Origin of the sequence: Variovorax sp. LjRoot175, from assembly GCF_964253805.1 — a bacterium.
Lineage (GTDB): Bacteria > Pseudomonadota > Gammaproteobacteria > Burkholderiales > Burkholderiaceae_C > Variovorax.
In genome coordinates, this window is the sequence record NZ_CAXURY020000001.1 from 2935283 (window position 1) to 2961848 (window position 26566).

At 67.3% G+C, this 26566-nt stretch carries 27 protein-coding genes and 1 pseudogene; 4 read left to right on the plus strand and 24 right to left on the minus strand.

Going from position 1 to position 26566, the window contains the following annotated elements; genetic code table 11:
- Positions 1 to 13: 13 nt before the first annotated feature.
- From sctL to sctV, 9 genes are all read right to left on the minus strand, one after another.
- Positions 14 to 652: a type III secretion system stator protein SctL gene (sctL, locus tag ACSQ89_RS14595; RefSeq protein WP_093108711.1), complete on the minus strand. Its 639-nt coding sequence runs from the start codon at positions 650 to 652 to the stop codon at positions 14 to 16.
- Positions 634 to 1308, minus strand: coding sequence for a SctK family type III secretion system sorting platform protein (locus ACSQ89_RS14600; protein ID WP_436290301.1), 675 nt, complete (start codon positions 1306 to 1308; stop codon positions 634 to 636). The genes sctL and ACSQ89_RS14600 overlap by 19 nt, the downstream gene beginning before the upstream one ends.
- Entirely contained in the window at positions 1305 to 2072 is a 768-nt protein-coding gene (sctJ, locus tag ACSQ89_RS14605; protein WP_436290300.1) for a type III secretion system inner membrane ring lipoprotein SctJ, read from the minus strand. Before sctJ ends, ACSQ89_RS14600 begins: the two co-directional genes overlap by 4 nt.
- Complete coding sequence (locus tag ACSQ89_RS14610; protein ID WP_093108714.1) at positions 2069 to 2482, minus strand: hypothetical protein; 414 nt, start codon at positions 2480 to 2482, stop codon at positions 2069 to 2071. The genes sctJ and ACSQ89_RS14610 overlap by 4 nt, the downstream gene beginning before the upstream one ends.
- A 60-nt stretch (positions 2483 to 2542) precedes the next feature.
- On the minus strand, positions 2543 to 2746 hold the full coding sequence (locus ACSQ89_RS14615) for a hypothetical protein (RefSeq protein WP_093108715.1): 204 nt from the start codon (positions 2744 to 2746) through the stop codon (positions 2543 to 2545).
- A 131-nt stretch (positions 2747 to 2877) separates the two neighbouring features.
- On the minus strand, positions 2878 to 4050 hold the full coding sequence (locus tag ACSQ89_RS14620) for an FHA domain-containing protein (protein ID WP_436290299.1): 1173 nt from the start codon (positions 4048 to 4050) through the stop codon (positions 2878 to 2880).
- 4 nt (positions 4051 to 4054) lie between these two features.
- The gene (sctC, locus tag ACSQ89_RS14625; RefSeq protein WP_093108717.1) at positions 4055 to 5815 is read right to left on the minus strand and encodes a type III secretion system outer membrane ring subunit SctC; all 1761 of its coding nucleotides are present in this window, start codon (positions 5813 to 5815) and stop codon (positions 4055 to 4057) included.
- Positions 5812 to 6078: a type III secretion system export apparatus subunit SctS gene (gene sctS, locus ACSQ89_RS14630; RefSeq protein WP_436290298.1), complete on the minus strand. Its 267-nt coding sequence runs from the start codon at positions 6076 to 6078 to the stop codon at positions 5812 to 5814. Before sctS ends, sctC begins: the two co-directional genes overlap by 4 nt.
- A 34-nt stretch (positions 6079 to 6112) precedes the next feature.
- Positions 6113 to 8185 (minus strand): type III secretion system export apparatus subunit SctV, encoded by a 2073-nt coding sequence (gene sctV, locus ACSQ89_RS14635; protein ID WP_436290297.1) that lies wholly within the window; start codon positions 8183 to 8185, stop codon positions 6113 to 6115.
- A gap of 295 nt (positions 8186 to 8480) precedes the next feature.
- Here sctV and sctQ point away from each other — a divergent pair, with 295 nt between their 5' ends.
- Together sctQ and sctR are read left to right on the plus strand one after the other, a co-directional pair.
- Entirely contained in the window at positions 8481 to 9563 is a 1083-nt protein-coding gene (gene sctQ, locus ACSQ89_RS14640) for a type III secretion system cytoplasmic ring protein SctQ (protein ID WP_436290296.1), read from the plus strand.
- Positions 9564 to 9588: 25 nt separating this feature from the next.
- On the plus strand, positions 9589 to 10248 hold the full coding sequence (sctR, locus tag ACSQ89_RS14645) for a type III secretion system export apparatus subunit SctR (RefSeq protein ID WP_093108721.1): 660 nt from the start codon (positions 9589 to 9591) through the stop codon (positions 10246 to 10248).
- Between the two features lie 26 nt (positions 10249 to 10274).
- On the opposite strand, the pseudogene ACSQ89_RS14650 reads toward sctR, so the two are convergent.
- Positions 10275 to 10367: pseudogene (locus tag ACSQ89_RS14650) on the minus strand (RidA family protein); the annotation flags it as partial.
- A gap of 73 nt (positions 10368 to 10440) precedes the next feature.
- The gene (locus ACSQ89_RS14655; protein WP_436290295.1) at positions 10441 to 11139 is read right to left on the minus strand and encodes an FMN-dependent NADH-azoreductase; all 699 of its coding nucleotides are present in this window, start codon (positions 11137 to 11139) and stop codon (positions 10441 to 10443) included.
- Positions 11140 to 11229: 90 nt separating this feature from the next.
- On the opposite strand from ACSQ89_RS14655, the gene ACSQ89_RS14660 reads away from it, so the two are divergent.
- The gene (locus tag ACSQ89_RS14660; RefSeq protein WP_436290294.1) at positions 11230 to 12174 is read left to right on the plus strand and encodes a LysR substrate-binding domain-containing protein; all 945 of its coding nucleotides are present in this window, start codon (positions 11230 to 11232) and stop codon (positions 12172 to 12174) included.
- Here ACSQ89_RS14660 and ACSQ89_RS14665 read toward each other — a convergent pair.
- The gene (locus ACSQ89_RS14665; protein ID WP_093108724.1) at positions 12152 to 12511 is read right to left on the minus strand and encodes a DUF1428 domain-containing protein; all 360 of its coding nucleotides are present in this window, start codon (positions 12509 to 12511) and stop codon (positions 12152 to 12154) included. The genes ACSQ89_RS14660 and ACSQ89_RS14665 overlap by 23 nt on opposite strands.
- Before the next feature lie 329 nt (positions 12512 to 12840).
- On the opposite strand from ACSQ89_RS14665, the gene ACSQ89_RS14670 reads away from it, so the two are divergent.
- Complete coding sequence (locus ACSQ89_RS14670) at positions 12841 to 13224, plus strand: DUF427 domain-containing protein (RefSeq protein WP_436290293.1); 384 nt, start codon at positions 12841 to 12843, stop codon at positions 13222 to 13224.
- Positions 13225 to 13234: 10 nt separating this feature from the next.
- Here the strand turns inward: ACSQ89_RS14670 and ACSQ89_RS14675 are convergent, their stop codons facing one another.
- The 12 genes from ACSQ89_RS14675 to ACSQ89_RS14730 all read right to left on the minus strand — a co-directional run bounded on the left by ACSQ89_RS14675 (position 13235) and on the right by ACSQ89_RS14730 (position 26430).
- On the minus strand, positions 13235 to 14140 hold the full coding sequence (locus ACSQ89_RS14675) for an SDR family oxidoreductase (protein ID WP_093108726.1): 906 nt from the start codon (positions 14138 to 14140) through the stop codon (positions 13235 to 13237).
- 88 nt (positions 14141 to 14228) lie between these two features.
- Positions 14229 to 15167 (minus strand): glutathione S-transferase family protein, encoded by a 939-nt coding sequence (locus ACSQ89_RS14680; RefSeq protein WP_093108727.1) that lies wholly within the window; start codon positions 15165 to 15167, stop codon positions 14229 to 14231.
- A gap of 22 nt (positions 15168 to 15189) precedes the next feature.
- Positions 15190 to 16842, minus strand: coding sequence for an isovaleryl-CoA dehydrogenase (locus ACSQ89_RS14685; RefSeq protein WP_436290292.1), 1653 nt, complete (start codon positions 16840 to 16842; stop codon positions 15190 to 15192).
- Between the two features lie 22 nt (positions 16843 to 16864).
- On the minus strand, positions 16865 to 17881 hold the full coding sequence (locus tag ACSQ89_RS14690; RefSeq protein WP_093108729.1) for an NADP-dependent oxidoreductase: 1017 nt from the start codon (positions 17879 to 17881) through the stop codon (positions 16865 to 16867).
- Between the two features lie 9 nt (positions 17882 to 17890).
- Entirely contained in the window at positions 17891 to 18340 is a 450-nt protein-coding gene (locus tag ACSQ89_RS14695; protein WP_093108730.1) for a PaaI family thioesterase, read from the minus strand.
- 1 nt (position 18341) lies between these two features.
- On the minus strand, positions 18342 to 19136 hold the full coding sequence (locus ACSQ89_RS14700) for an SDR family oxidoreductase (protein WP_436290291.1): 795 nt from the start codon (positions 19134 to 19136) through the stop codon (positions 18342 to 18344).
- Between the two features lie 16 nt (positions 19137 to 19152).
- On the minus strand, positions 19153 to 19437 hold the full coding sequence (locus tag ACSQ89_RS14705; RefSeq protein WP_093108732.1) for a Dabb family protein: 285 nt from the start codon (positions 19435 to 19437) through the stop codon (positions 19153 to 19155).
- Between the two features lie 78 nt (positions 19438 to 19515).
- Complete coding sequence (locus ACSQ89_RS14710) at positions 19516 to 19710, minus strand: hypothetical protein (RefSeq protein ID WP_093108733.1); 195 nt, start codon at positions 19708 to 19710, stop codon at positions 19516 to 19518.
- Positions 19710 to 21542, minus strand: a complete 1833-nt coding sequence (locus tag ACSQ89_RS14715) for an acyl-CoA dehydrogenase (RefSeq protein ID WP_436290290.1) — start codon at positions 21540 to 21542, stop codon at positions 19710 to 19712. The genes ACSQ89_RS14710 and ACSQ89_RS14715 overlap by 1 nt, the downstream gene beginning before the upstream one ends.
- An 85-nt stretch (positions 21543 to 21627) precedes the next feature.
- Entirely contained in the window at positions 21628 to 22803 is a 1176-nt protein-coding gene (locus ACSQ89_RS14720; protein WP_093108735.1) for an acetyl-CoA C-acyltransferase, read from the minus strand.
- Positions 22804 to 22834: 31 nt separating this feature from the next.
- Entirely contained in the window at positions 22835 to 24307 is a 1473-nt protein-coding gene (locus tag ACSQ89_RS14725) for a M20 family peptidase (protein WP_436290289.1), read from the minus strand.
- Positions 24308 to 24327: 20 nt separating this feature from the next.
- Entirely contained in the window at positions 24328 to 26430 is a 2103-nt protein-coding gene (locus tag ACSQ89_RS14730; protein WP_436290288.1) for a 3-hydroxyacyl-CoA dehydrogenase NAD-binding domain-containing protein, read from the minus strand.
- Between the last annotated feature and the right edge of the window lie 136 nt (positions 26431 to 26566).

Below are 26566 nucleotides of genomic sequence, written 5' to 3' on the forward strand. Positions count from 1 at the left end.
CTCGATGTCTGCATCAGCGCCGCCCTCCCGCGGGCGAGGCCAGGCCGCCGCGCTCCACCGCGCGGCGGAAGGCCTCGAGTTGCGCATCGACGCCGATTTCCAGCACGCCGGTCGAAGTCTGCACCACGCAGGCACCGGCGGGCAGCGACGCATCGGGCGTGAGATTCACGGTCATGCTCCAGTTGGCTTGCGCGCGCAGCCGATGCAGCACGTCGCGCATGGTCGCTTCCTGCGCCGGCGCCACGCGCACGGCGATGAAGGGCTCGGTGCGCAGCAGCGCCTCGACGCGCACCAGCGCGCTGCGAAAGAGCATGGCGGGATCGACGTCGGAGATGAACTGGCCCACCGCCTTCACCACCAGCTGCGCCATCGACACGCGCAGTGCCTGCAGCTGCCGCTCGGCGGCCATGCTCTCGGAGACGAGCTGCTTCGCATACTCGGCCTTCGCACGCTGCAGCCCTTCGTCGTAGCCCTTGTGCCGGCTGGCCTCGGCCTGCTGCTCCGCCTGCGCGACGATGCGGCGCGCTTCCTGGCGCGCGCTCTCGACCACGGCCGATGCATCGAGCAGGGCCGCGTACTCGTTCTCCTTGAGCACCTTGCGCTCGCTCAGGAGCTGCAGGTTCTCGGTGGTGATCAGAAAAGCCAGTCCCATTGGGGCAATCTTTCGGGAACGATGCAAGAGAGCATCAACTCGTGGACCTGGCGCGCCTGCGGCGGCTCGAACTGCGGCAGGCTCAGCGCGCAGACGCGGCGCGGCAACTTGTACTGCAGGCGGCGCAGCAGCGAGTCGCCCTCCGGCGCGACCATGCCCAGCAGCAGCCGGTAGCCGCGTTCGACCACCACGCGGCCGGCGGCCAGCGGGCTCTGCTCGAGCGCGGAGTAGTTCATGCGCAGCTCGGTCAGTTGCGGGACGCGATCGAGCACGAAGTCGACCGCGTCCTCGTCGAAGCGGCAGGCCTGGCGCCGGATCTGGTAGCCGACGCCGCCGCGAATCTTGAAGAGCGGCAGGTGCACGCTGAAGCCCAGGTAGGCTGCCAGCCTGCGCAGCGCTCCCCCATCCAGCAGCGCCAGGCGCTTGACGCGCGAATCGAAGTTGAAGTCGGCGGCCGTCGCGAAGGCGCCCGGGCCTCGCTGCAACAGGCCGGCCAGCACCGCCCGCCCGCCCTCACCCAGCCGCGCCGGCAAGCGGTGCGGCGCCGGCCAGTTCACGGGCAGCCAGCTCGGGTGCAGGTCGAGCTCGGGATGCAGGTTGAAGCGCGTCACCAGGCGCACCAGGTCCATCGGGCTGCCTGGGGGAGAGCTTTTCATCGCCGGAATACCTGGCTGCGGGTCCAGCTGCGCCAGTCCAGGCCCTGTCGCCGCAACAGGCCGGGCAGCGCCATGAGGCAGAGCACCGCCCCTGCGAGCAGGCCCAGCAGCACCATCGCGGTCTGAGTGGAGAACAGGCCCAGCACCGCCGGCCGCGCCGGTGCGCCGTCCGCGGCCGGCGCCACGGAGAGCTTGCGCGCCTCGAAGAGCGACAGCGACACCTGGTCGTGCGTGAGGCCCTCGATGCCATGCGCCACCATGTCCTTGACGGCGGGCGCGAGCAGCCGCAGGTCGACGTCGGGCCGGTGCTTGATGAAGACGGCGGCCGACGAAGGCCGGATCTTCTCGGAGAGCGGATCGTTGGCCGGGATCACCACGTGCACGCGCGCGGCCACTACGCCGTCGACGTTGCGCAGCGTCTGCGAGAGCTCCTGCGACACCGCGTAGATGTAGCGCATGCGCTCCTCGGACGGCGTCGAGACCAGGCCCTGCTTGCGGAACACCTCGCCCATGCTGGAGTAGCGCTCGCCCGGCAGGCCCTGGTTGCGCAGCACGTCGAGCGCCCGGCTGAGGCGGCCTTCTTCCACGTCGACCTGCCAGTTGCTGCCTTCGAGCCGGGCCTTGGACGAATCGATGCCCTCGTTCGCCAGCGCGGCGACGATCTCGTTGGCCTCCTGCTCGTTGAGGTTGGAATAGAGCGCGACCTTGCAGCCGGTCAGCGCGAAGACTAGGGCGAGCGCCGCAAGCCAGCGGAAGTGTTTCATTGCTGGTTCTTCAGAAGCGTGCCGAACAGGCTCGTGGCGGCGCTCGCCAGGCCGGTGGAGACGTGCATCTTGGCGAACATCATGTGCGCCTCCATCGAGTGGTCGGTCATCACGAACATGGTCTTGATGGGGTCCGAGAGATCGACGGACTCGAGCATGCTGCGGCGCAGGTCCTCGTAGGAGCGCACGTTGCCCGAGAACTGCGCGGCCAGCGACTTGGCGGCGTCGCCGATCGCGCTGGGCCCGGCCACGGTGGCCGGCGGCGCCTGCACGCCGTTCATCATGTTGGCGAACATGCGCGTGTCGCCCGGATCGAAGCGCGACGGCCCCGCCGTCTGTTGTGCGGCCGCGGGGCCTGCAAGCTCAGCCGGCGGCGCTGCGACGGCGGCCGAGGCGATGGGATCGGTCATGTTCAACTCCTGGAAAAAGGCCCGCACGAGGCCGGCGCCGGCGTCGCGCGGGCACGGCCATCAGGACGACTTCGCCGACTGGCGGATGTCGTTGCCGGTGGTCTTCGCCACTTCGCCGCCGGCAGCGCTCGCGCCGTTCACCGTGTGCGCGGTGGAGGCCGCGCCCTGAATGGCGGTGGAGGCGGTCATGCTGGCGGTCATCAGGCGGGCGTTGTCGGCCGCGGCCTGCTGCATCTGCTGGATCGAGGTGTCAACTGCGCTCATGCGATTACTCCTGGTTGGGTTGCTGTTTCACTGGGGTTTGAAAGACGCTTCGTCCTCGGGACGAAGCCATTCCATGCAGCGGCGCGAACGCAGCCGCTGCACGAAATCGGGTCGGCGCGGGTGCCATCTCGTCACCTCGCCGGCTTGTTGTTGGGAACGCCGCCGCTCAGTACCAGCCCGTCGGCGTCGATGCGCTTGAGCTCGGCGCCGGAACGCAGCACCGAGCCCTCGTAGTAGCGGTTGCCGTTGGACAGCTGGATATGGCGCAGGCCGTTGCCGTCTTCGGTGATGCTCACCATGCGGGCCGGCAGCAGGCCCTGCCACCCATCCCAGTTCGCACGCATCTCGGCGTCCTTGTCGACCTGCTGCGCCTTCTCGCGGTACTGCACCTTGTCAGAGACCAGCACCGAGGGGTGCAGGTCTTCGCTGAGTCGCCGGATCTTCTGCCGCACCGACGAATCCTCGACCGTGCCGCTCAGCACCAGCCGGCCCTGGCCGGTGTAGCTGACCGCCACGCCCGGGTCGCCGACATAGCGGCGCGCCTGCTCGACCATCTCGTCGGCCGAGTGCACGTTGACGGCCACCTGGCGGCCGAAGGGCTCCATCGCGCGCTGCAGCGTGTCGCGCCGTTGCTTCGATTCGACATAGCCCTTGACGTTGAAGAGCCCGCCCGGCGCGGCCACCACCTCGACTTCCGGAAACGGCACCAGCACACGCTCGACTTCGGCCAGGTTGACCTGGCCGGGCGTGCCGCCTGCTCCGCCGCGCTGGCCGCCGGCCCACACTACTGCCATTGCGATCGCGGCGAACAGCACCACGATGCCGCCCACCCAGTAGCCGACGAGCCGTTCGCGCTGCGCAGGCGCCCGCCCGGCCGCGTGCATGCCGGCATGCACGTCGCTCGGCGGCGCGAACATGCGGTCCTCGCGCGCCGCGGCGGGATAGCTGCGGTCGAGCTGGAAATCGATCTGGCCCACGCTCACGATGTCGCCGGCCACCACGCTGCGGCGCGGCTGGTGCATCTCCTCTCCGTTGAGCCGCGTGGTCGCCGTGCCCAGCCGCTGCATCGACACCACCAGTTCGCCGACGGTAAACACCAGGTGGCGCGGCAGCACGTCGCTGCCGGGCAGCATCACCTCGCACTCTCCGCCCGAGCCCAACACATTGATGCCGGGCTTCAGGGCGATGGTGCGGCCCTTGACCGCGCCGCTGAGGAAACGCACGCACCAGCCCGCGGCCGGCGCAGCCGCCTCGGAGGCCTCGTGGCCGAGCTCTGCGCCGTGGTCGCTACCGGCTCCGTTCACGTCCTCAGCCCCCCGCCGCCGGCGTCGGCGGCAACGGCAGCAAGGGCGCCGCGGCGGTGGCGCCGGGCGTCACCAGCCGCGGCGTCAGCAGGTAGAAGCGCTCCATGTTGATCTGCTTCTTGTCGGAGTACTTGAAGAGGCTGCCGACACCCGGAATGTCCTTCAGCACGGGAACACCGGTCGTCGCATTGCTGCGCTCCTCCGACGAATAGCCTGCGATCAGCAGGCTCGCGCCCTCGTCCACCAGAGCCTGCGTGTTGACCGTGCGGCGGCGCACGATCGGGATGCGGTCCACGGCCTGCGCGCTGAGGTCGCCGTCGACGATGTCGATGGACATCATCACGCCGCGCCCCGCCTTCTCGTCGATGATGAGCGGCGTCACGCGCACCGCAGTGCCGGCTGTGATACTGAAGAGGCCCGCGTCCTGGAAGCCGTCGACGCGCACGTAGAACTCGCTCAGGTTCTCCAGCACGGCCTCGGTGTTGTCCAGCGTCATGACCTTGGGCCTCGCCACGAAGTTGGCGTCGCCGTTGGTCGCGAGCGCGGTCACGCGCGCGAGCAGGTAGTTGCGCGCGCTGTTGCCGATGGCCGCAGTGAACATCGCGCCGAGCGGCGTGACCGGCTGGCCGTTCGCATTCACGCCGCCGATCTGGCCGGCCTCGCTGGTCGAGCCGTCCCAGGTGAGCGGACCGCGATCGCCGCGGCCGGTCTGGAAGTCGCCATGGCGGCCGTGCAGGCGCCAGTCGATGCCCAGGCTGCTGAGCGTGTCGGAGCTGATATCCATGATCGTCACTTCGATCTCGATCAGCCGCGGGCGCACGTCCATCGATTCGATCAGCTTCGCGTACTGGTTCATGCGGTCGGGCGTGTCGCGCACGAGCACCGCGTTCATGCGCGTGTCGGCCTGGAACTGCGGCAGTTCGCTGCCCATGCCTCCCGGCATGCCGCCGAGCGAGGATGCGCCGTCGCCGTTGATCGGCGAGAGGCCCGAGATCTCGACCTTCGGCGCGTTGATCGACTCGCCGCTGCGCAGCTTGATCTGCCGGTTGGGGCCGACCGAAAGCGTCGCGCTGGTGCCGCGCGCGCCCGAGCCGCCGCTCGACAGGTTGCCGCTCGCGCGGCCGTAGAGGCTGCGCAGCACGTTGGCCACACCCGGAATCACGGTCTCCTTGCCCGAACGGTTGATCTTGAAGTCCGAGGCCCACGCGTACTTCAGCGGAAAGAGCCGGATCTCCGCGCCGTCGGCCATCGCGCTGCGCTGGTCGGCCAGCTTCACGGCCTGGCGCACCATCTCGACGTAGCGGCGCGGGCCGGTCACGTAGACGCTCGCATCCTTGGCGCTGATCGACAGCGGGTAGCGCTCGTCGGAGATGCGCAGGCGCACCAGCGTCTCGGCGATGCGCTCTGCGTTGTCGGCGGCGATCGGGAGCACCTCGCTCTTGGCGTCGCTCGCGAGGTCGATGAAGAGGAAGGCGCCATCGAAGTACCAGGTGAGCCCGTTGACAGAGCAGACGCTGTTGAGGATGTTCTGCGCCGGCCCCGAGAACTTTCCGCTGATGACGCCCGTCACCTTGGGATCGATCACCGCGGTGATGCCCTGCGAGGCCACGAGCTCCCGCAGAAAGTCGGGCAGCGGCTTCTCGTTGGCGACGATCTGGAACGGGCGGTTGTTCCAGCGCAGCTCCGCCGCCATCGCCCGCTGCGCGCCGGCGAGGAAGAGCGCCGCCAAGGCCAGCAGCATCAGCGCGTGAAGCGTTCGGCTCATTGCAGCGCCGTGAGCGTATGGAACGCCCGCTCCGCGAAGCGCATCATGTCGCCGCCCAGCCAGCCTGCGGTGACGATGATCGCGACCATCACGGCGATCAGCCGGATCGATTGGCCGATGCTCTGGTCCTGCACCTGCGTGACGGCCTGCAGCACGGCGACGACGAGGCCGGTGACGGTCGAAACCACCACCACCGGCAGCGAGATCCAGAGCACGAGCATCAAGGCCTCGCGGGTGATGTCGAGGATGTTCTGCGGGGTCATGGAGCGATTCGGCGGAAGAGACGGGATTCATCGGTCAATGGGCTTGCGGATTGGTGACCCAGCCCACCGGCTGCAGGGCCACGTCTTCGTCGACTTCCTGGTAGGAAAGCACCGGAAGCGTCGGCGCCACCGGTTCGATCAACGTCTTGACGTAGCGGCGCACGTCCGACGAGGCAATAGCCACCACGCGGTTGGCCGTGGAGCCGAGGATGCGGCGCACCTGCTCCCGGATGTCCTGCGTGACCGCGGGGCTCAGGAGCAGCAGGTTGCCGCGCGGCGATCTCTCGACCGCGTTCTGCACGCGCTCCAGCAGGCTGGACTCGAAGAGGATCGCCTCCAGCTGCCGGTTCGCGCCGACGTAGCGGCTGGTGATGTAGCGCCCGAGGTCGATGCGCACCAGTTCCGTGAGTGCGATCGAGTCCTGCTCCTTGGCGGCCCAGATCGCGAGGCTCTCGAAGATCGCGTGCAGGTTGCGGATCGGGATGCCTTCCTGCAGCAGCCGGCGCAGCACTTCCGCGATGCGCTGCGCCGAGGCCACGCGCGAGACTTCGGCCGCGAGCTCGGGCGCATCGCGCTGCACCGAGTGCAGCAGGCGCTGCACCTCCTGCAGGCCGATCAGCTCGCGCACGTTGCGGCGCACCGCGTGGTCGAGGTGGAGGCCGACGACCTCTTCGTTGTTCCAGGTCTTCAAGTCCGCGTCGGCACGGGGCACCCACAGCACGCGGCCGAAGGGTCCGAAGGGCTCGGCAATTTCCGCATCGGCCGGCGCAGCCGCGGTCTCCGACGGATCGAGCATCAGCCAGCCGGGCTTGAGCGTGCCACGCGCCACCGCGACGTCGTGCACCAGTACCTGGTAGTCGTAGGGCGCGGGCAGGTCCCAATAGCCGAGCTGCAGGCGCGGAAAGATCGGGCCGAGATCGCTCTCGACGGCGGTCTTCACCGTCGACAGGTGGCTGTCGAGCACATGGCGGTCCACCAGCCCGCGCAGGCCGCTGGACAGGCGCACCGCGAGCGGCGCGGCGATCGCGTGGTCGCTCTCGCTTTCCTCGGAGGCCACGCCTTCGCGGTGCGAGATCCAGTCCGGCGTGTTGCGCTGCCTGCGCAGCATGCGCATCGTGAAGCCCAGGCCCAGCAGGATCGCCGCCAGCAGGCCGAACACCCATTTCGGGAAACCCGGCACGACCAGGAAACTCGCCACCGCCAGGCCCGCGATGATGAGCGCGCGCGGATGGGCCATCAACTGGTCGCCGATCTGGTTGGCCAGCTGCCCATCGCGGCGGTCGCCCGTGCCGACGCGCGTGATGACGATGCCGGCCGCGATCGAGACCAGCAGCGACGGGATCTGGGAGACCATGCCGTCGCCCACCGTGAGGATGGCGTAGCGCTGCAGCGCATCGCTGAGGCTCATGTCGTGCATCAGCGTGCCGATCGCGATGCCGGCCAGGATGTTGACCAGCGCGATGACGATGCTCGCGATGGCGTCCCCCTTCACGAACTTCATCGCGCCGTCCATTGCGCCGTGCAGCTGCGACTCCTGCTCCAGCAGCTGGCGGCGCTTCTGCGCCTGCACGGAAGACAGCACGCCGGCGCGCACGTCGGCGTCGATGCTCATCTGCTTGCCCGGCATCGCATCGAGGGCGAAGCGCGCCGCGACCTCGGCCACGCGCTCCGAGCCCTTCGCGATCACGATGAACTGCACAATCGCGATGATGAGAAACACGACACCGCCGACCACCACGTTGTTGCCCACGATCAGCTTGCCGAAGGTGTCGATGATGTGGCCCGCGTTCGCCTGCAGCAGGATCAGCTTGGTCGACGCGATGTTGAGCGCGAGCCGGAACAGCGTGGTAAAGAGCAGCAGCGACGGAAAGGTCGAGAGCGACAGCGCCGAGGGCACGTACATCGCCACGATCAGTAGCACCAGGCTGATCGCCAGATTGCTCGCGATGAGAAAGTCCAGGAGCGGCGTCGGCAACGGCAGCACGAAAAGCGCCACCACCACCACCAGCAGGCCGGCCAGCAACAGGTCGTTGTAGCGGCCTGCATTCACGAGGCGATCGCGCATGCTGCCGCGGGGCGTTTGAAGGGGTCGCGCGGGGCTCGCCATGCGTGCTGGGCCTCGTGGGGTTTCTTGGGAGTTATGAATCGAAAGGTTTCGAAAACTGAACCGAACGTGAATTTGTTCACGTCGCGACGCACTCTAAGCGGCGCGATCCGGTCACGACAACCACGAGTTCTCGTAGGCACGAGGGCGCTGTCGCGCGCAGGGCACTACGCATTTGCGTACTACCTGCAATACCTTCATTTCGCTAAGCTGCGCCTCCCGATGCGGGCTGCATACGCGTGGCGCCGAGGAATGTGGACAGTGACTGGACGTAGCGATTTGTTCAACGAAAGCGTGAATGCCGACGCGGGCTGAGGACGCGGTGACGGAGCTCGGCGACGCGCCTGCGCTGCCTCGCGCAACGGTTGCCTGCGTGCGCGCGCTCAATCGGCTCTACGACGACGCGCGGCCGCGGGAACTGGTGTTGCGCAACGTCGGCTATCACCTTCAGTGGATCCACGACCCTGTCCTCGGCCACGGCGCGCGTGAGAGCTATCGATTCAGGATGGGAACGCAGGTCGGCCACCTCGCGCTGGACGCGCCCAGCATGCAGGCGCTGCTCGGCGAGCGCCGCAGCGACCTGCTGCCGCGCGATCTGCGCTACATCCTGCTGGCCGACGCGCTGCATCCGATCGTCGACGCGCTCGAGAAAGCGCTGCGACTGCATTTCGAATGGCAGCCGCCCGAGGCCGAAGCCCGGGACACGGTGCCGGGCGATCCCGAACGCGCGGCCTTCTTCGTCGCCACGGCCGCCGACGACGGCGCGACGCTGCGCGGCTTCGTGCAGTTCGAGGACGACGCCACTTTCGATGCGCTCGTGCCCGCCGACACCCTGCCGCGCGTCGCGCGAGCGACGCATTCCTTCGACACGCTGCGCCTGCCGCTGGGCTTCAGGATCGGCAGCACGCCGATCCAGCTGCGCGAGATCACGAGCATCCGGCCCGGCGACATCATCGGCATCGAGCAATGGAGTTCTTCTGGCGCGGCGATCGTCGTCAACGCCGAACTCGGCGGTCCCTCGGGCTTCCATCTCTTCGCCTTCGCCGAAGGTTCCCGCATCACCGTTCAGCAATCCATCGACAGCGCCATGAAGCAAGACCCCGCAGCCCAACCCCAGGACGCCGACGCCAGCGCCAACCTGCCGATCGATCGACTCGATGCGCTGGAGGTGACGCTGCGCTTCGAAGTCGGCGACCTGTCGCTCACGCTCGGCGAACTGAAGAGCATCCGCGCCGGCCACGTGTTCGACCTCGGGCAGCCGCTCAACCGCAGCCCGGTGCGCATCCTCGCGCACGGCAACGTGCTGGGCAAGGGCTACCTGGTCGCGGTGGGCGACCGCCTCGGCGTGCGCGTGTCGGAGTTCGCGCCCGGCGAAGTCTGAAGAGCGCTCACCACAGGCGATCCCGATGCAAGGCGGACTCCCCGAACCTCTGACGCTGGTCGCGCTGATCGTCGCGTTCGGCGTCGCGCCCTTCGTGGCGCTGATGGTGACCAGCTACACCAAGCTGGTCATCGTATTCGGCCTCCTGCGCACCGCGCTGGGCCTGCAGCAGACGCCGCCCAACATGGTGCTCAACGGCATCGCGATCATCCTGTCGGTCTACATCATGGCGCCGGTGGGCATGGACGTCGGCGACGCGCTACGCAGCCGCAGCTTCGGCGCCAAGGGCGAAGGGCTGAACGACATTGTCGCGGTGCTCGATGCCGCCAAGGCGCCACTGAAGGAGTTTCTGCAGAAGCACACGCACGAGCGCGAACGCCAGTTCTTCCTTAAGTCGGCCTCCAACATCTGGCCCAAGGCGCGGGCCGAGCAACTGCAGGCCGACGACTTCATGGTGCTGGTGCCCAGCTTCACGCTCAGCGAGCTGACGCGGGCCTTCCAGATCGGCTTCATCATCTACCTGGTGTTCGTGGTGGTGGACCTGATCGTCGCCACCGTGCTGCTCGCGCTCGGCATGTCGATGATCGCGCCGACCACCATCTCCCTGCCCTTTAAGCTGCTGCTGTTCGTGATGCTGGACGGCTGGACGCGGCTGGTGCACGGGCTGGTGCTGTCCTACCGCTGAGGCCGCACATCCCGCCTAGGCATCGCCTAGGCAGGCACAACCGCCGTGGCCTCTATCTCGAACAGCATGCCGTCGAGCGCCAGCCGCGGCACCGGAATGAGCGTGCAGGCCGGCTTCGGGGCGGGACGATCGCGAGGTGCGAATAGCCGTTGGGGCCGGGTCGTAGAGTCCGGGCGGGTTGCTGAATGGCGGTCATGCGTTTTCCATCATGAGTTGAAGGTGTGAGGCCGAGAGCTTATCGACCAGCCGATCGACCGCGAGATCGGCCTCGCCGAGCGACTGCACCAGCCGCTCGCCGCCGAACTCGTCGTACTCGACGGCGATCTCGTGCACCTCGCGGATGCCGATGTAGCCGAACACCGAACGCACGCTGGCCTCTGTGTGGTTGAGGTGCGCGATGCGCTGGCCTTCGCCGTAGCCGAAGTCGCCGCGCGAGCCCAGCAGCACCAGGCGCTTGCCTGCATCGGCCAGCAAGGGCCAGTAAGGCACCTCGCCGCGCGCACGGTCGAAGCCGAAGGTGCGGCCCACGCGCACGATGTTGTCGATGTAGGCCTTGAACTGCGCCGGGACGCCGAAGTTGTACATCGGCAGGCCGACCACGATCAGGTCGGCGGCGATGAGCTGGTCCACGAGACGGTCGCTCTCCGCAAGCACTTCGTGCATCCACGGCTCGCGCGCCGTGGCGGGCGTGAACGCAGCGTGGATCCAGGGACCCGTGACATGCGCGGGCGGCGCCTGGCCGACATCGAGGTAGTCGATGCGGTCCGCAGGCCGCGCCGCATGCCAGCGCGCCACGAAGCGCGCAGAGAGCCTGCGGGTGTGGGAACCATGGGGATCGATGCCGGAGCGGCCGAGCCGAGCGCTGGCATCGATGTGCAGAAGCGTGGTCATGAAAGGGTCTTTCCTGCGTGGCAATGAATGAATTGGCGTATCCAATTTAGGGTTGCGCCACCCTTTGCACAAACGAGGATTTCTTCCTGCATGGATGAGCTGAATTCACCTGTGAGGCGACCCCGCCGGCTGCCGCCGCTGTCCTCGCTGCGCGCCTTCGAGGCGGCTGCGGCGCACCTGAGCTTTCAGCGCGCGGCGGCCGAGCTCTCGGTTACGCCCACGGCCATCAGCCACCAGGTGCGCGGACTCGAGAGCACGCTGGGCCAGCCGCTGTTTCGCAGGCTGACGCGCCAACTGGCGCTCACGCCGGCCGGACTGCGCCTGTTCCATGCGCTGCGCGAAGCCTTCGACGTGCTGGAAGCCGGCGTGCATGCGCTGCGCGAGCGCTCGGCGAGCGACACGGTCACGCTCACGACCAACACCGCTTTCGCGGCCAAGTGGGTGCTGCCGCGTATGGCGGCCTTTCGCGCCGCCTGCCCCGGCATCGAGCTGCGCTTGCATGCGAGCGATCTGCTGGTCGATCTCACGCGCGGCGATGCCGACCTCGCGATCCGCTCCGGCAGCGGCGGCTGGCCGGGCCTGGTGACGGCCGAGCTGATGGCCGAGCGCTATGCGCCGGTATGCAGTCCGCTCCTGGGTTTGAAGCGCGTGCAGGATCTGCCGAAGCACCGGTTGATCCACAGCGACTGGCAGCCGCAGGCGCGCGCACCGGCCGTGTGGTCGCGCTGGTTCGAGGAGGCCGGTATCGCTGCGAGCAAATCGCGCACGACACGCGCTGCCTCAGGCCTCTCGTTCTCGGACGAAACGCACGCCCTGCTCGCCACGCTGGCGGGGCATGGCGTGGCCTTGCTGAGCCTCACGCTCTGCGCCGAGGAGTTGCGAAGCGGCGCGTTGCTGCAGCCCTTCGGGCCCGCACTCGCTACCGGCAGCTATTTCCTGACAGCCGCCGAAGGGCGCGAGCGTGAACCGGCGGTCCGCGCGGTGTGGCAGTGGATCGCCGGCCAGGCCGGACTCAGAGTTCGACCAGCGGGCTGAAGCCGCCCCAGAACATGCGCTTGCCGTCGAAGGGCATGGTCTTGGGATCCATCATGTCGGCCAGGCGCGGATCGCTCATCACCTTGGCGTTGACTTCGTCGCGGTGCTGGCGCGACTCGAACACGATGTACGAAAAGATCACGGTCTCGTCGTCCTTCAGTTTCACGGCCTGCGGAAAGGAGGTGACTTCACCGGACTTCACATCGTCGGCCACGCATTCGCGGTATTCGAGCGCGCCATGCTCGCGCCAGATCTTTCCCGCCTTGGTGGCCATCGCGCGATAGGCCTCGATATTTGCTTTGGGAACGGGAACGACGTATCCATCGACATAGGACATTCGAAATCTCCTTGGGGTTGGGATGAAACACAGAACCTGTTGGTTCAGTATAAGCCGGCCTCGACGCCAGTTTCAAGTCCCTGCAACTTTGTGCCGATGCCCTGGAAGAAGGTGTAGGAAAACATCCCGCGGTCTCCTCGGCATCCCGACATGTCCCCCGCGCCCGTGGACAAGCTTGTGGAAAACTGCACTGGGAACTTTTTAGATCGTTGTCCCACGGGGCCTGCGCCCGGATTGCCTCCAGAAGCAGCAGTGGAACACTTGACAGGCCGGAAGTGTCATCCGATCGCTCATACCCTGGCCGCCGCCGTTCAACCAAGGACAGACACATGCAGGAAAAACCCGTGAAGATTCCCGGCCCGGACCATCCGATCACCATTGCCGCGAACCCCGCGCGCGTGGTCGTGAAGGCCGCCGCCCGCGTGATCGCCGACACGCGCGAAGCCTTGACGCTGCGCGAAGCGAGCTACCCCGCCGTGCAGTACATCCCGCGCAAGGACGTGGACATGTCGCTGCTCGAGCGCACCGAGCACGCCACCTACTGCCCCTTCAAGGGCGACTGTGCCTACTACAGCATTCCCTCGGCCGGTGAGAAAGGGGCGAACGCCGTGTGGACCTACGAGCAGCCCTACGCGTCCGTCGAGCAGATCAAGGACCACCTCGCCTTCTATCCCGACCGCGTCGAAGCGATCGAGGAAACGCCGCAGGGTTGAAGGGGGAGTCTCAGCCCGCGCGCAGCTGTTCGCGCAGCTTGGCGCCGATCTCCGGCCGCTCCAGGAAGGGATCGGCCGGATTCGAGATCGACACGATGCTCTCCATGCGGCTCTTCACGTTGCCCAGCGCCTTCGGGTGGCTGAACACGTAGAACTGGTTGGCGCTGATGGCATCGAACACCATCTGCGCCACTTCGGCCGCCGTCACCTTGCCGCTGCTGACGGCCTTGTTGCTCATCGCCTGGCCGATCAGCTGGCTCTTGGTGAGTTCGCCGGCAGCGAGTGCATCGGGCCGGTTGCGCTCGCTGCTGGTGATGCCGGTCGGCACGAAGTAAGGGCACAGGAGACTGGCGCCGATCTGGTCGGTGATGAGCTTCAGGTCTTGGTAGAGCGTTTCGGTGAGGCTCACCACGGCCGCCTTGGCCGCGTTGTAGACACCCATGTTGGGTGGCGCCAGCAGGCCGGCCATGCTGGCGGTGTTGACGATGTGGCCGCGGTACGAAGGGTCCCTGGCGGCGGCTTGCAGCATCATCGGCGTGAACAGGCGCACGCCGTGGATCACGCCCCAGAGGTCGACGCCGAGCACCCATTCCCAGTCGGCCACGGTGTTCTCCCACACCAGGCCGCCGGCGCCCACGCCCGCGTTGTTGAAGACGAAGTGCGGCGCACCGAAGCGCTGCTGCACATCCTTGGCGAGCTGTTCCATCTGCTGCGCATCGGCGACGTCGACCTTGCGCGCCAGCACCTGCGCACCGGCGGCTTCCATCTCGGCCTGCACGCGGTCGAGTGCGTCCTGCTGCACGTCGACCAGCACGAGACTCATGCCGCGCGCCGCGCCGATGCGCGCGCACTCGAGGCCGAAGCCGGAACCGGCGCCGGTGAGAACTGCGGTGGTGCCCTTGAAATCCTGAATCATTGCCCGTGTCCTTTTCGTCTCTTGAGGGAGACGCTATTGAAATACGGAAACCTGCACGATGCAGTCGCGAAGGTGCCCGTTGCGAGCGTCAGCCTTCGACTTTTCTCAACGCATAACCGACGCGCGGGAAGTGCACGTGCACGGTCCCGGCACGCGCGTCGGTGCGGCGCAGCGTGTAGTGGGTGCGGGTGGCGGCGATGAGTTCGCCTTCGGTGGGCTCGGGCCCGAAGCTCTCGCCCGCGACCGTGACGCGGGTCCCGAGCGGAATGCCGTGCTCGTCCTGGAAGGTGCTGTCGGACAAGAGGGTGTGCGGCGTCGAAGCGGCCGCGACGGCAATGGCCTGCGCGGCATCGAAGGTCTCCATCGTGCCGTGGCCGATCGCGGCCATGCGGTCCATCCAGTCGCCCACGGCCGGCGTGAACTGCAGGATGCCGGCCATCGAGGGCGTGCGCTTGCGCGTGAACCACAGCGGGTGGTAGCAGGCAAAATCGGCGACCGTCGGATAGGCGCCGAGCAGGTAGTCGGTGTCGTCCAGCATGTCGGACATGCGCCGCAGGTAGGACTTGTAGGCCGCCGCGGCATCGCCCGGGCGGTGCCGCACCATGTTCACGCTCATGGCCTTGCGGTCCTCGCCGAAGGCCTTGGCCAGTTCGGGCGGCGCCTTGCCGAACAGGTCAGCCGCGCCCTTGCCGCTGAAGCTGTAGGCCATCGAGGCCCAGAAGAGCGAGGTCTCGCCCCATTGGGCAACGACGCGCTCCAGGCCCTTGCCCGGCTCGGGATAGATCGACGGCAGCGGCGAGATGTGCTCGAGCACGTCGCAGATAAGCGCGGTGTCGCAGTAGATGTCGGCGCCGATCTGCAGCACCGGCGTCTTGCGGTAGCCGCCCGTGAGTGCGATCAGGTCCGGCTTGGGCAGGATCTGCGGAATGATCACCGACTTCCAGGCTAGCTTCTTGTAGCCGAGGATCAGGCGCAGCTTTTCGGAAAAGGGCGAGGTCGCGTAGTGGTGGAGGATCAGGTCTGCCATGAGGGTCCTTTGGATGTCCGCGTCATTGGGGCCGTGCACGCGCGATGATGGAATCGAAATCGGTGCTGGCGCGGAGCGTGCCGAAGGCATGGCCCCAGTCGCCGCCCAGGCGCGATGCGCAGAAGGCGCCGACCACGGCCTGCGGCGCGGTCTGCACGAGCAGCGCGCCCTGCACCGCGATCGCCACGTCCTGCGCGAGCCGGCGCGCCTCGGCTTCGGTGGCCATGGCCTCGATGCGCGCCGGCAGCGCATCGGCCAGGCTGTCGAACGCCGCATCGACACCGCGCGCCGGCGCGAGTTCGTGCGCCAATGCCGCGACCGCATCGCCCTTGCGAAGCCCGCGCAGCAGGTCGAGCGCCATGATGTTGCCGGCGCCTTCCCAGATCGAGTTGAGCGGCATCTCGCGGTAGACGCGCGCCATCACGCCTTCGCCGCCCTCCTCCACGTAGCCGTTGCCGCCGAGGCATTCCATCGCCTCCTGCGCGAAGTGGCTGCCGCGCTTGCAGATCCAGAACTTGGCCACCGGTGTCAGCAGGCGCGCCATCAGGCGCTCGTGCTCGTCCTGCTGGCGATCGAAGGCGCGCGCGAGGCGGATGGCCAGTGCGGTCGCTGCTTCGCTTTCGAGCGCGAGGTCGGCCAGCACGTTCTTCATCAGCGGCTGTTCGATGAGCGGCTTGCCGAAGGCCTGGCGCTGCGCTGTGTGATGCAGGGCCAGGCTCAAGGCCTGGCGCATCAGGCCGCTGGTGCCGAGTGCGCAGTCGAGCCGCGTCATCGTGCCCATCTCGAGGATCTGCGGAATGCCGCGACCTTCTTCGCCGACCAGCCAGGCGCTCGCGCCATGGAACTCGACCTCGGAGCTGGCGTTGGCCTTGTTGCCGAGCTTGTCCTTCAGACGCTGGATGCGGATGCCGTTGCGCACGTCATCGCCCATCCAGTCGGGCAGCACGCGCGGCATGAAGAAGCACGACAGACCGGCTGGCGCCTGTGCGAGCACCAGGAAGGCATCGCACATCGGTGCCGAGAAGAACCACTTGTGGCCCGTGATCTCGTAGCGCTCGCCCCAATCATCACCGGCGACGCGAACCGCCCGCGTAGTGTTGGCGCGCACGTCCGAGCCACCCTGCTTCTCGGTCATGCCCATGCCCATGGTCACGCCGGGCTTGTCGAGCGCGGACCTGAGCACCGGGTCGTACCAGAGGCTCGCGAGCTTCGGCCCCCAGTCGGCATAGATGGCCGCGTTGCCGCGCAGCGCGGGCGTCACGGCGTAGCTCATCGAGATCGGGCACAGCACCGAGGGCTCGAGCTCGGTGAAGAGCATGAAGCCGGCGGCGCGCTGGACGTGCGGGGATGCGGATTCCCCTGTCCACGGTGTGCCGTGCAGGCCGGCACCCACCGCCGCCTTCATCAACGCGTGATAGCTCGGATGAAACTCCACCTCGTCGATGCGCCGGCCGAAGCGGTCGTGCGTGTGCAGCACCGGCGGGTTCGTGTTCGCGAGCCGCGCATGGGTCTGCATCTCGACCGAGCCGATCACGCCGCCCAGATGCGCGAGCGGCGCGAGCTGCAGCTGCGATGCGTTGAACTTCAGCGCATCGCGCAGCGGCCGGTTGGATTCGAACAGGTTGTAGCCGGCCAGCGGGGCCGGCTGGTTGAAGACCTCGTGCGTCGTGTTCATCGCCGGCCTCCTTGCACTTTTCCTAGATCAGTTTCACCAGTTGCTTGCCGAAGTTCTTGCCCTTGAGCAAACCGAGGAAGGCCTCGGGCGCCGACTCGATGCCCTGCGCGATCGACTCGCGCGGCCTGAGCTTTCCGGTGGCGACCAGCTGGCCCAGTTCGGCCAGCGCCTCGGGCCAGACTTCCATGTGCTCGCTGACGATGAAGCCTTCGAGCTTCACCCGGTTGATGAGGAACAGCGCCGGATTGGCCAGCGGCAGCGGCTGCCCGTCGTAGCCGGCGATCATGCCGCACAGCGCGACGCGCGCGAAGGCATTGGCGCGCAGCAGCACCGCGTCGAAGATGTAGCCGCCGACGTTCTCGAAGTAGCCATCGATGCCCTTCGGGCAGGCCTCCTTCAGCGCTGTGCTCATGCTCTTGACGTCGGGATGCTGCCGGTAGTCGATGCAGGCGTCGAAGCCCAATTCGTCGGTCACGTACTTGCACTTGTCCGCACCGCCCGCGATGCCGACCACGCGGCAGCCGCGCGCCTTGGCCAGCGCGCCGAAGGCACTGCCGACCGCGCCGCTGGCGGCCGTGACGACCATCGTCTCGCCGGCCTTCGGGTTGATGATCTTCACCAGGCCGTACCAGGCCGTGACGCCGGGCATGCCGACCGCGCCGAGGTAGTACGAGAGCGGTACGTACGCGGTGTCGACCTTCCTCAAGGCGCCGGGCTGCGAGGCATCGACCACGCTGTATTCCTGCCAGCCGCCGAAGCCGACCACCTTGTCGCCGACGGCGTACTTGGGGTGCTTGCTCTCGACCACCTCGCCCGCCGTGCCGCCCTGCATCACCTGGCCCAGCGGCTGCGGCTGCGCGTAGCTCTTGGCGTCGTTCATGCGGCCGCGCATGTAGGGGTCGAGGCTCATGTAGTGGTGGCGCACCAGCACCTCGTTGTCTTTCAACGGCGGCGTCTCGGTGCTCACGAGCTTGAAATTGGAAGCGACGGCTTCGCCATCGGGGCGGTTGTCGAGCAGTTGTTGTCTGTTGATGGGCATGAAAGTCTCCTAATCTGTGGACGGCGGACGCATCGCGTTGGCGCTGCCGGGGCCGGTGGGAAGGCGCCGCTTCACGTACTTGAAGGTGCCGGTGGCATGGGCACAGACGCGCTCCTGCTCGTCGTAGATCTTCGCTTCGGTGAAGGCCAGCGTCGCGGTGCGGTGGATCAGCTTGCCGCGCGCATGCAGCGGGCCGACCGAGGGTTGCATGAAGCTGGTTTTCATCTCGATCGTGACCACGCCCATCTCCGGCGTCTGGCTGCGCGCGGCCGCGGCCATGGTGATGTCGAGCAGCGTCATGCAGGCGCCGCCGTGGGTCACGTCGAAGGTGTTGAGATGCTCGGGCTTCGCCGTGTAGCGGATCTCGGACTCGCCGCCCTCGAACTTCGTGAGCTCGAAGCCCAGATGCCGCGCAAACGGGATCTGGCTCGTGTAGGAGCGGACGTTGATGTCGTCCACCTCAAGCTCCGAGCACCACGCTCACGCCGCCGTCGATCGCCAGCCACTGGCCGGTGATGTGCTTGCCGGCATCGCTCGCGTACAGCAGCGTGATGCCCTTAAGGTCTTCGTCGTCGCCGAGGCGGCCCAGCGGCGCATGCGAGGCCATCTTCTCCTCGCCGATCGACTTGATCAGGCCCGCGGCCATCTTGGTCATGAAGAAGCCGGGGCAGATGGCGTTGACGTTGATGTTGTACTTGCCCCATTCGGCCGCCAGCGTGTGGGTGAAGCCGATCACGGCGCTCTTCGAGGTGTTGTAGGCCAGGGTCTGCATCTCGGGCGGGTTGCCGTTCAGGCCCGCGATGGAGGCGATGTTGATGATGCGGCCAGTCTTCTTCGGGATCATGTAGCCGCGCGCGATCTGCTGCGCGAGGATGAAGTAGCCGCGCACGTTGAGGTTCATGACCTTGTCCCAGGCCTCGACCGGATGGTCTTCGGCCGGCGCGCCCCAACTCGCGCCCGCGTTGTTGACCAGGATGTCGACCGCGCCCAGGCGCTCCAGCGTCTCGTCGGCCAGGCGGCGCGTGTCCTCTTCCTTCGAGCAATCGGCCGCGATCCAGCGGGCGTCGATGCCGGCCGCCTGCAACTCGGCCGCGGCCTGCTCCAGGTCGTCGGCCTTGCGCGAACTCAGCATGATCTTGGCGCCGGCTTCGCCGAGCGCATGGGCCATCTGCAGGCCGAGGCCGCGCGAGCCGCCGGTGACGAGCGCGGTCTTGCCGCTGAGGTCGAACAGTTTCTGGATGCTGCGTGCGGTCATGGGTGTCTCCGAGGGTTCAGGGGGTTTCGTAGTCGAGGACGCTGCGGGCTTCGCGCAGTGTGCCGAGCACCGCGGACACTTCGACGTGCTGCGGATGCTCCAGGTAGGCCTGCAGCGCGGCCTTGTCGTCGAAGGCCGAGCACAGCACAACGTCGCAGTTGGCTTCGAGTCCCGGCGCACGCACCGCGACCTCGAACTGGCGCATGCCCGGCACCAGGCCGCGGCAACTGTCGAGCTTCTCCTTGAACAGCGCGGCCTTGGCCGGGTCCTTGAGCTTCCACATCACGATGTGCTTGATCATGGCATTGCCCGCCCGGCCGCCCGAAGGGCAATGAGCGCCCCCTCGGGGGGCAGCGAACGAAGTGAGCTTGGGGGCATGTCAGTCCTTCAGGCGGGAGCGAACGTAGATGAGGACCACGCCGACAATGGCCACGGCCACGCCTGGGACGGCCATGACCCAGCCGAGGGTCTCGTCCGATCGGCCGGTCGCGATGCCGAGGATCAGCATGAAGAGGCCACCGTAGATCAGGATCCAGATCCATTTCTCGAGCGTGGCGTGGGGTTTGACGGCCATCAGAAAGCCTCCTCGGGCAGGGCTGCGCAGGTCGGGTCGCGCCGTTCGACCACATTGAGCCAGGCACCGATCTTCGGCAGTTCGTAGTTGAAGAAATAGTCGGTCGCGCCGATACGCCCGGCCGTGGCCGGCAGCGCCTTCGACGCGTCGCGTTCGAGCGCGTGCTGCGCCACGTCGAGCCAGATCCAGGCCAGCACCGTATGGCCGAAGGCTTGCATGTAGGGCACGGCATTGGCCAGCGCCTCCTGCGGATTGCCGGTGGCCCAGGCTGCCTTGGTCGCGTTGCCGATGCGCTGCAGCGCTTCGGCCAGCGCCTTGGCATGCGCAGCCAGCGAGGGCACGCGGGCCGCGCGCGCGATGGTGTCGGTAATGCGCACGGCCAAGAGCTGCAGGCCGCGGCCGTCTTCCATCAGCACCTTGCGGCCCAGCAGGTCGGCCGCCTGGATGCCGTGCGTGCCTTCGTGGATCATGTTCAGGCGGTTGTCGCGCCAGTACTGCTCCACCGGAAAGTCGCGCGTATAGCCGTAGCCGCCGTGCACCTGGATCGCGAGCGAGTTGGCCTCCAGGCACCATTCGCTGGGCCAGCTCTTGGCGATCGGCGTGAGCACCTCCAGCAGCAGGCGCGCGTCGTCGGCGGCCTGCGCGTCACCGGTCTTCTGCTCGTCGACCAGGCGCGCGCAATAGAGCTCGAGCGCCAGCGCGCCTTCGCAATACGCCTTCTGTGCGAGCAGCATGCGGCGCACGTCGGCATGCTCGATGATGCGCACCTGCGGCTTGGCCGCGTCCTTGCCGGCCGGGCCTGGCGGGCGCCCTTGCGGCCGGTTCCGTGCATAGTCGAGCGATGCGTGGTAGCCGGCCATGCCCAGCATGGTCGCCGCGGTGCCGACACCGATGCGCGCCTCGTTCATCATGTGGAACATGCAGTGCAAGCCTTTGCCGGGCTCGCCGACGAGGTAACCCACCGCACCGGCCTTGCCACCAACGGGGAACTTGCCCTCGCCGAAGTTCAGGAGCGTGTTGGTGGTGCCGCGCCAGCCCAGCTTGTGGTTGAGGCCCGCGAGCGCGACATCGTTGCGTTCGCCGGTGAGTTGCCCTTCGGCATCGACCATCTTCTTCGGCACGATGAAGAGCGAAATGCCACGCGTGCCCGGGATGAGCTTGCCCTTCTCGTCGGGGATCTTGGCCAGCACGATGTGCACGATGTTCTCGGTCAGCTCATGGTCGCCGGCCGAGATCCACATCTTGTTGCCGAAGAGCCGATAGCGGGGCCCGAGCGGATCGTCCCGGAAATCGGCGCCGTCGGGCACGGCACGCGTCGCCACGTCGCTGAGGCTGGAGCCGGCCTGCGGCTCCGACAGGCACATGGTGCCCGACCAGCGGCCTGCGAACTCGTTCTTCGCGAACACCGATTGCTGCATGGGCGTGCCGTGAACCATCAGCAGGTTGGCATTGCCGCTGGTCAGCATGCCGGAGCCGATGCTGACCGAGGCCATCGCGAAGAAGCTGTTGGACGCCGCCTGCACGGTGTAGGGCAGTTGCATGCCGCCGATCTCGTAGTCCTGTGCGGCGCTCAGCATGCCGGATTCGGCAAAGGCCTTGTGCGCATCGTGCGTGGCCTGCGGCAGGATCACCTTGTCGCCGTCGAAGTGCGGCTCCTGGGTGTCGACGATGCGGTTGTTCGGCGCGTACTTCTCGCGCGCGATGCGCTCGCAGGTGTCGAGCACGGCATCGAAGGTTTCGCGCGAGTGATCGGCAAAGCGCGCGCGCTCGTTGAGCGACTCGACGTGGAGCCAGTCGTAGAGCAGGAAGTCGAGGGTGGGACGAAGGCTCATTTCGTGACTTTCAATTCGGAAACCGGGCGCGAAGGACGCTCTGCGCCCTTCACCTCCGGTCTTCAGTTCGGCCCTCGCAGCAGGCTCAGAGTACCTCGAATACGCCGGCTGCGCCCATGCCGCCGCCGATGCACATCGTGACGACCACCTTCTTGGCGCCGCGGCGCTTGCCTTCGATCAGCGCATGGCCGGTCAGGCGCTGGCCGCTCACGCCATACGGGTGGCCGACGGCGATGGCGCCCCCGTTCACGTTCAGGCGGTCGCCCGGGATGCCGAGCTTGTCGCGGCAGTAGATCACCTGCACCGCGAAGGCCTCGTTGAGCTCCCAGAGGTCGATGTCGCCGACCTTGAGGCCCAGGCGCTTCAGCACCTTCGGGATCGCGAACACCGGGCCGATGCCCATCTCGTCGGGCTCGCAGCCCGCGACCGCGAAGCCGAGGAAGCGGCCGAGCGGCTTCAGGCCCTTCTTCTCGGCGTACTTCTCGTCAACCACCACGCAGGCGCCGCCGCCGTCGGAGAACTGGCTGGCGTTGCCGGCCGAGATCACGCCGCCCGGAATCGCCGGACGGATGCCGCTGATGCCTTCCTTGGTGGTGCCGGGGCGGATGCCTTCGTCGTTCTCGACCGTGACTTCCTTGGTACGCAGGCCCAGCACCGGGTCGGCCACGCCGGCCAGGACGGTGATCGGCGCGATCTCGGCCTTGAAGAGGCCGGCCTCGAGCGCGGCGGTGGCCTTCTGCTGGCTCGCGGCGCCGTACTCGTCCATGGCGTCGCGGCCGATGTCGTAGCGCTTGGCGACCTGCTCGGCGGTCTGCAGCATGTTCCAGTAGATCTCGGGCTTGTGCTTCACCAGCCAGGGGTCGGCCAGCATGTGCTTGTTCATCTCGTTCTGCACGCACGAAATGCTCTCGACGCCGCCGGCCACGTAGACCTCGCCCTCGCCCGCGATGATGCGCTGCGCCGCGGTCGCGATGGTCTGCAGGCCCGAGGAGCAGAAGCGGTTGATGGTCATGCCCGCGGTGGTGATCGGCAATCCGGCGCGCAGCGCGATCTGGCGCGCGATGTTGGCGCCGGTCGCGCCTTCGGGATTGGCGCAGCCCATGATCACGTCGTCGACTTCGGCAGGCTCGATGCCGGCGCGCGCCACCGCGTGCTGCACCGCATGGCCGCCGAGCGTGGCGCCGTGCGTCATGTTGAAGGCGCCCTTCCAGCTCTTGGCGAGCGGCGTGCGGGCGGTGGAGACGATGACGGCGCTGGTCATGGTGTGGTCCTTTGAAAAAGAGGGGTGATGCTTACTGGGGCTGCTGCACGGTGTTGCGCAACAGCTGGTGATAGAACTGGATCATCTCGACGTAGTTGGCGATCGAGATGCGCTCGTTGGTGCCGTGGAAGCGCGACAGATCTTCGCCCCGCGCGCGTACCGGCGAGAAGCGGTAGACCGCGTCGCTCACGATCGCGAAGTGGCGCGAATCGGTGGCGGCGATCATGAGGCCCGGCGCGACGATGGCATCGGGAAAGGTCTGGCGCACCGATTGCGCGATGGTCCGATAGCCCGCGCTGTCGGTGGGCGACACCGGCGAGGGCTCCGAGTTGCCCGGATACTGCTTGATCGTGATCGCATCGTTCGCGACGGTCTTGCGGATGTGCGCCTCCACCGAAGCCAGCGTGTCGCCCGGCAGCACGCGGAAGTTGACGGCCGCCTCGGCACGGCCCGGCAGCACGTTGTCCTTGTTGCCGGCACGCACGATGGTCAGCGCGGTGGTGGTGCGCAGCATCGCATTGCTGCTCACGCCTTTCTCGAGCTGGCCCTGCACCACCGGGCCGAAGAGCCAGAGGTTGGAGAGCGCCACGCGGCCGAAGCCCTTCATCTCGGGCGCGAGCGTCGCGAACATCTCGCCCGCCACGCCGCCGATCGCGGCTGGCATCGGGTTCGCTTCGAGCTTTGCGAGCGCCGCGCTCATGCTGCCGATGGCCGTGCTGGATGGCGGCATCGACGAGTGGCCCGGCGGCGTATCGAGCGAGAGGAAGAAGGTGCCGTAGCCCTTCTCGGCCAGGCCGATCAGGGCGGCCGGCTTGTCGAGGCCCGCGAGCACGCCTTCGGTGACCAGCAGGCCCTCGTCGAGCACCCATTCGAGCCGGACACCGCGCGACTTCAGCAGTTCCGCAATCGGCTTCGCGCCACGCAGGCCGCTGACCTCCTCGTCATCGCCCGCGACCAGATACACCGTCTGCCGCGGCTGGAAGCCGCTGGCCACCAGCATCTCGATGGCTTCCATCTGCGCCAGCAGGTTGCCCTTGTTGTCCCAGGTGCCGCGACCCCAGACGAAGCCGTCCTTGATCTGGCCGCTGAAGGGCTCGACCTCCCAGGCCTTCTCGGTGCCCGGCGCGATCGGCACCACGTCCTGGTGCGCCATAAGCGCAACCGGCCAGGCAGCGGGGTCGCTGCCGGTCCAGGTGTAGAGCAGCGCGTTGTCGCCGACGACTTCCTTCTTCAGCGTCGCATGCAGCTTGGGAAACTGCTGCGCCAGGTAGGCATGGAGCTTCTTGAACTCCTCGCCGTTCTGCTGCCCACCTTCGAAGCTCGATACGGTGCGGATCGGGATCGCGCCCGAGAGCCGCTCGGCCGCCGCCTTGGCGTCGACCGCGACCTTCTGTACCGCCGGCACCTGCAACTGCCGCGAGGGCGTGCGCCAGGTGTTGCCCGCGATGACCACCGCCAGCACAAGCAGCGCCAGCAGCAGCACGAGCAACGTCCTCTTGATCACAGCCCGTCCTCGCCGTCGCTTCAGCTGAACTGCTTGCCTTCGGCCACCAGCTTCTGGATCAGCGGCGCGGGCTGCCAGAAGCCCGCGTCATCGCGCGGGTTCTTCGCAAAGCGCTTCATCGCCTCGGCCACGTTGTAGAGACCGACCTGGTTGGCATAGTGCATCGGGCCGCCGCGCCACACCGGGAAGCCGTAGCCGGTGAGGTAGACCATGTCGATGTCGCCCGACTTGGAGGCGATGCCGTCCTCGAGAATGTGCGCGCCTTCGTTCACGAGCGCATAGACCAGGCGCTGCACGATCTCTTCGTCGGAGATCTTGCGCGGCGTGATGCCTTCGTCCTTGCGGTGCTTCTCGATCAGGTCGAGCACGACCTGGCTCGGGATCGCATCGCGCTTGCCGGCCTGGTAGTCGTACCACCCTGCCCCGGTCTTCTGGCCGAAGCGGCCCAGCTCGCAGAGCTTGTCGGCCGTCTTGCTGTACTTCATGTCGGCTTGCTCGGTGGCGCGGCGCTTGCGGATCGCCCAGCCGATGTCGTTGCCCGCCAGGTCGCCCATGCGGAACGGGCCCATGGCGAAGCCGAACTTCTCGATGGCGCGGTCTACCTGCTGCGGCGTCGCGCCCTCGTCCAGCAGGAAGCCGGCCTGGCGCGAGTACTGCTCGATCATGCGGTTGCCGATGAAGCCGTCGCACACGCCGGAGACCACCGCCGTCTTCTTGATCTTCTTGGCGATCGCCATCACGGTGGCCAGTACGTCCTTGGCCGTCTCCTTGCCGCGCACCACTTCGAGCAGCTTCATCACGTTGGCCGGGCTGAAGAAGTGCATGCCGACCACGTCCTGCGGGCGCTTGGTGAAGGCGGCAATCTTGTCGACGTCGAGCGTGGAGGTGTTGGAAGCCAGGATGGCACCGGCCTTGGCGACGCGGTCCAGTTCCTTGAACACCTTCTCCTTGACGCCGAGCTCCTCGAACACGGCCTCGATGATCAGGTCGGCGTCCTTCAGGTCGTTGTAGTCGAGCGTGGTGGACAGCAGCGCCATCCGCTCCTCGTACTTCTCGGCCTTGAGCTTGCCCTTCTTGACCTGCGCTTCGTAGTTCTTGCGAATGGTGGCGATGCCGCGGTCGAGCGCCTCCTGCTTCATCTCGAGGATCTTGACCGGGATGCCCGCGTTCAGGAAGTTCATCGAGATGCCGCCGCCCATGGTGCCGGCGCCGATCACGCCGACCGACTTGACGGTGCGCTGCGACGTGTCTTCCGGCACGTCGGGAATGCGCGAGGCCGCGCGCTCGGCCATGAACAGGTGGCGCAGCGCCAACGATTCGGGCGTGAACATCAGCGCGGTGAAGAGGCGACGCTCTTCGGCCATGCCGTCGTCGAACTTCATCTGCGTGGCGGCCTGCACCGCATCCACGCACTTGAGCGGCGCCGGGTAGTTCTTCGACATGCCGCCGACCATGTTGCGCGCGAACTGGAAGTAGGCGTCGCCCTGCGGATGCTTGCACGGCAGCTTGCGCACCAGCGGCAGCTCGCCGCTCTTGCCGGCCACCGACTTGGCGAACTCGACCGCTTCCTCGAACAGCGATTCCGGCGAAGCGGCCAGCTTGTCGAACAGCTTCTGGCCGGGCAGCGAGGCGAGCAGCTCGCTCTTGACGGCCTCGCCGCTCACGATCATGTTGAGCGCGGTCTCCACGCCCAGCACGCGCGGCAGGCGCTGCGTGCCGCCGGCGCCGGGCAGCAGGCCCAGCTTGACCTCGGGCAGCGCGACGCTGGTGCCGGGTGCGGCCACGCGGTAGTGGCAGCCCAGGGCCAGCTCGAGGCCGCCGCCCATGCAGACCGAATGGATGGCCGCGACGATCGGCTTGGTCGATGCCTCGAGCGCGAGGATCACGCTCAGCAGATTGGGCTCCTGCAGCGCCTTGGGCGTGCCGAACTCCTTGATGTCGGCGCCGCCCGAGAAGGCCTTGCCCGCGCCGGTGATCACGATCGCCTTGACGGCCGCGTCGTCGAGCGCTTTCGAGAGGCCGTCGGTGATGCCGATGCGCGTCGAGAAACCGAGGCCATTGACCGGGGGGTTGGTCAGGGTGATCACGGCGACGTCGCCGAGCACTTTGTATTCAGCCGTCATGCTGCGTTCCTTTGGGATGGGGGAGGATCGAAAAAAGGGGCCTCGCGTTAAAAAGCACGAGTGTTCTTTTTTGTTTGAAATTCTAGGCGTTTCGCGTGACCCCGCAACCGGGTATCAGTCGCTGCCGAGACAAGTT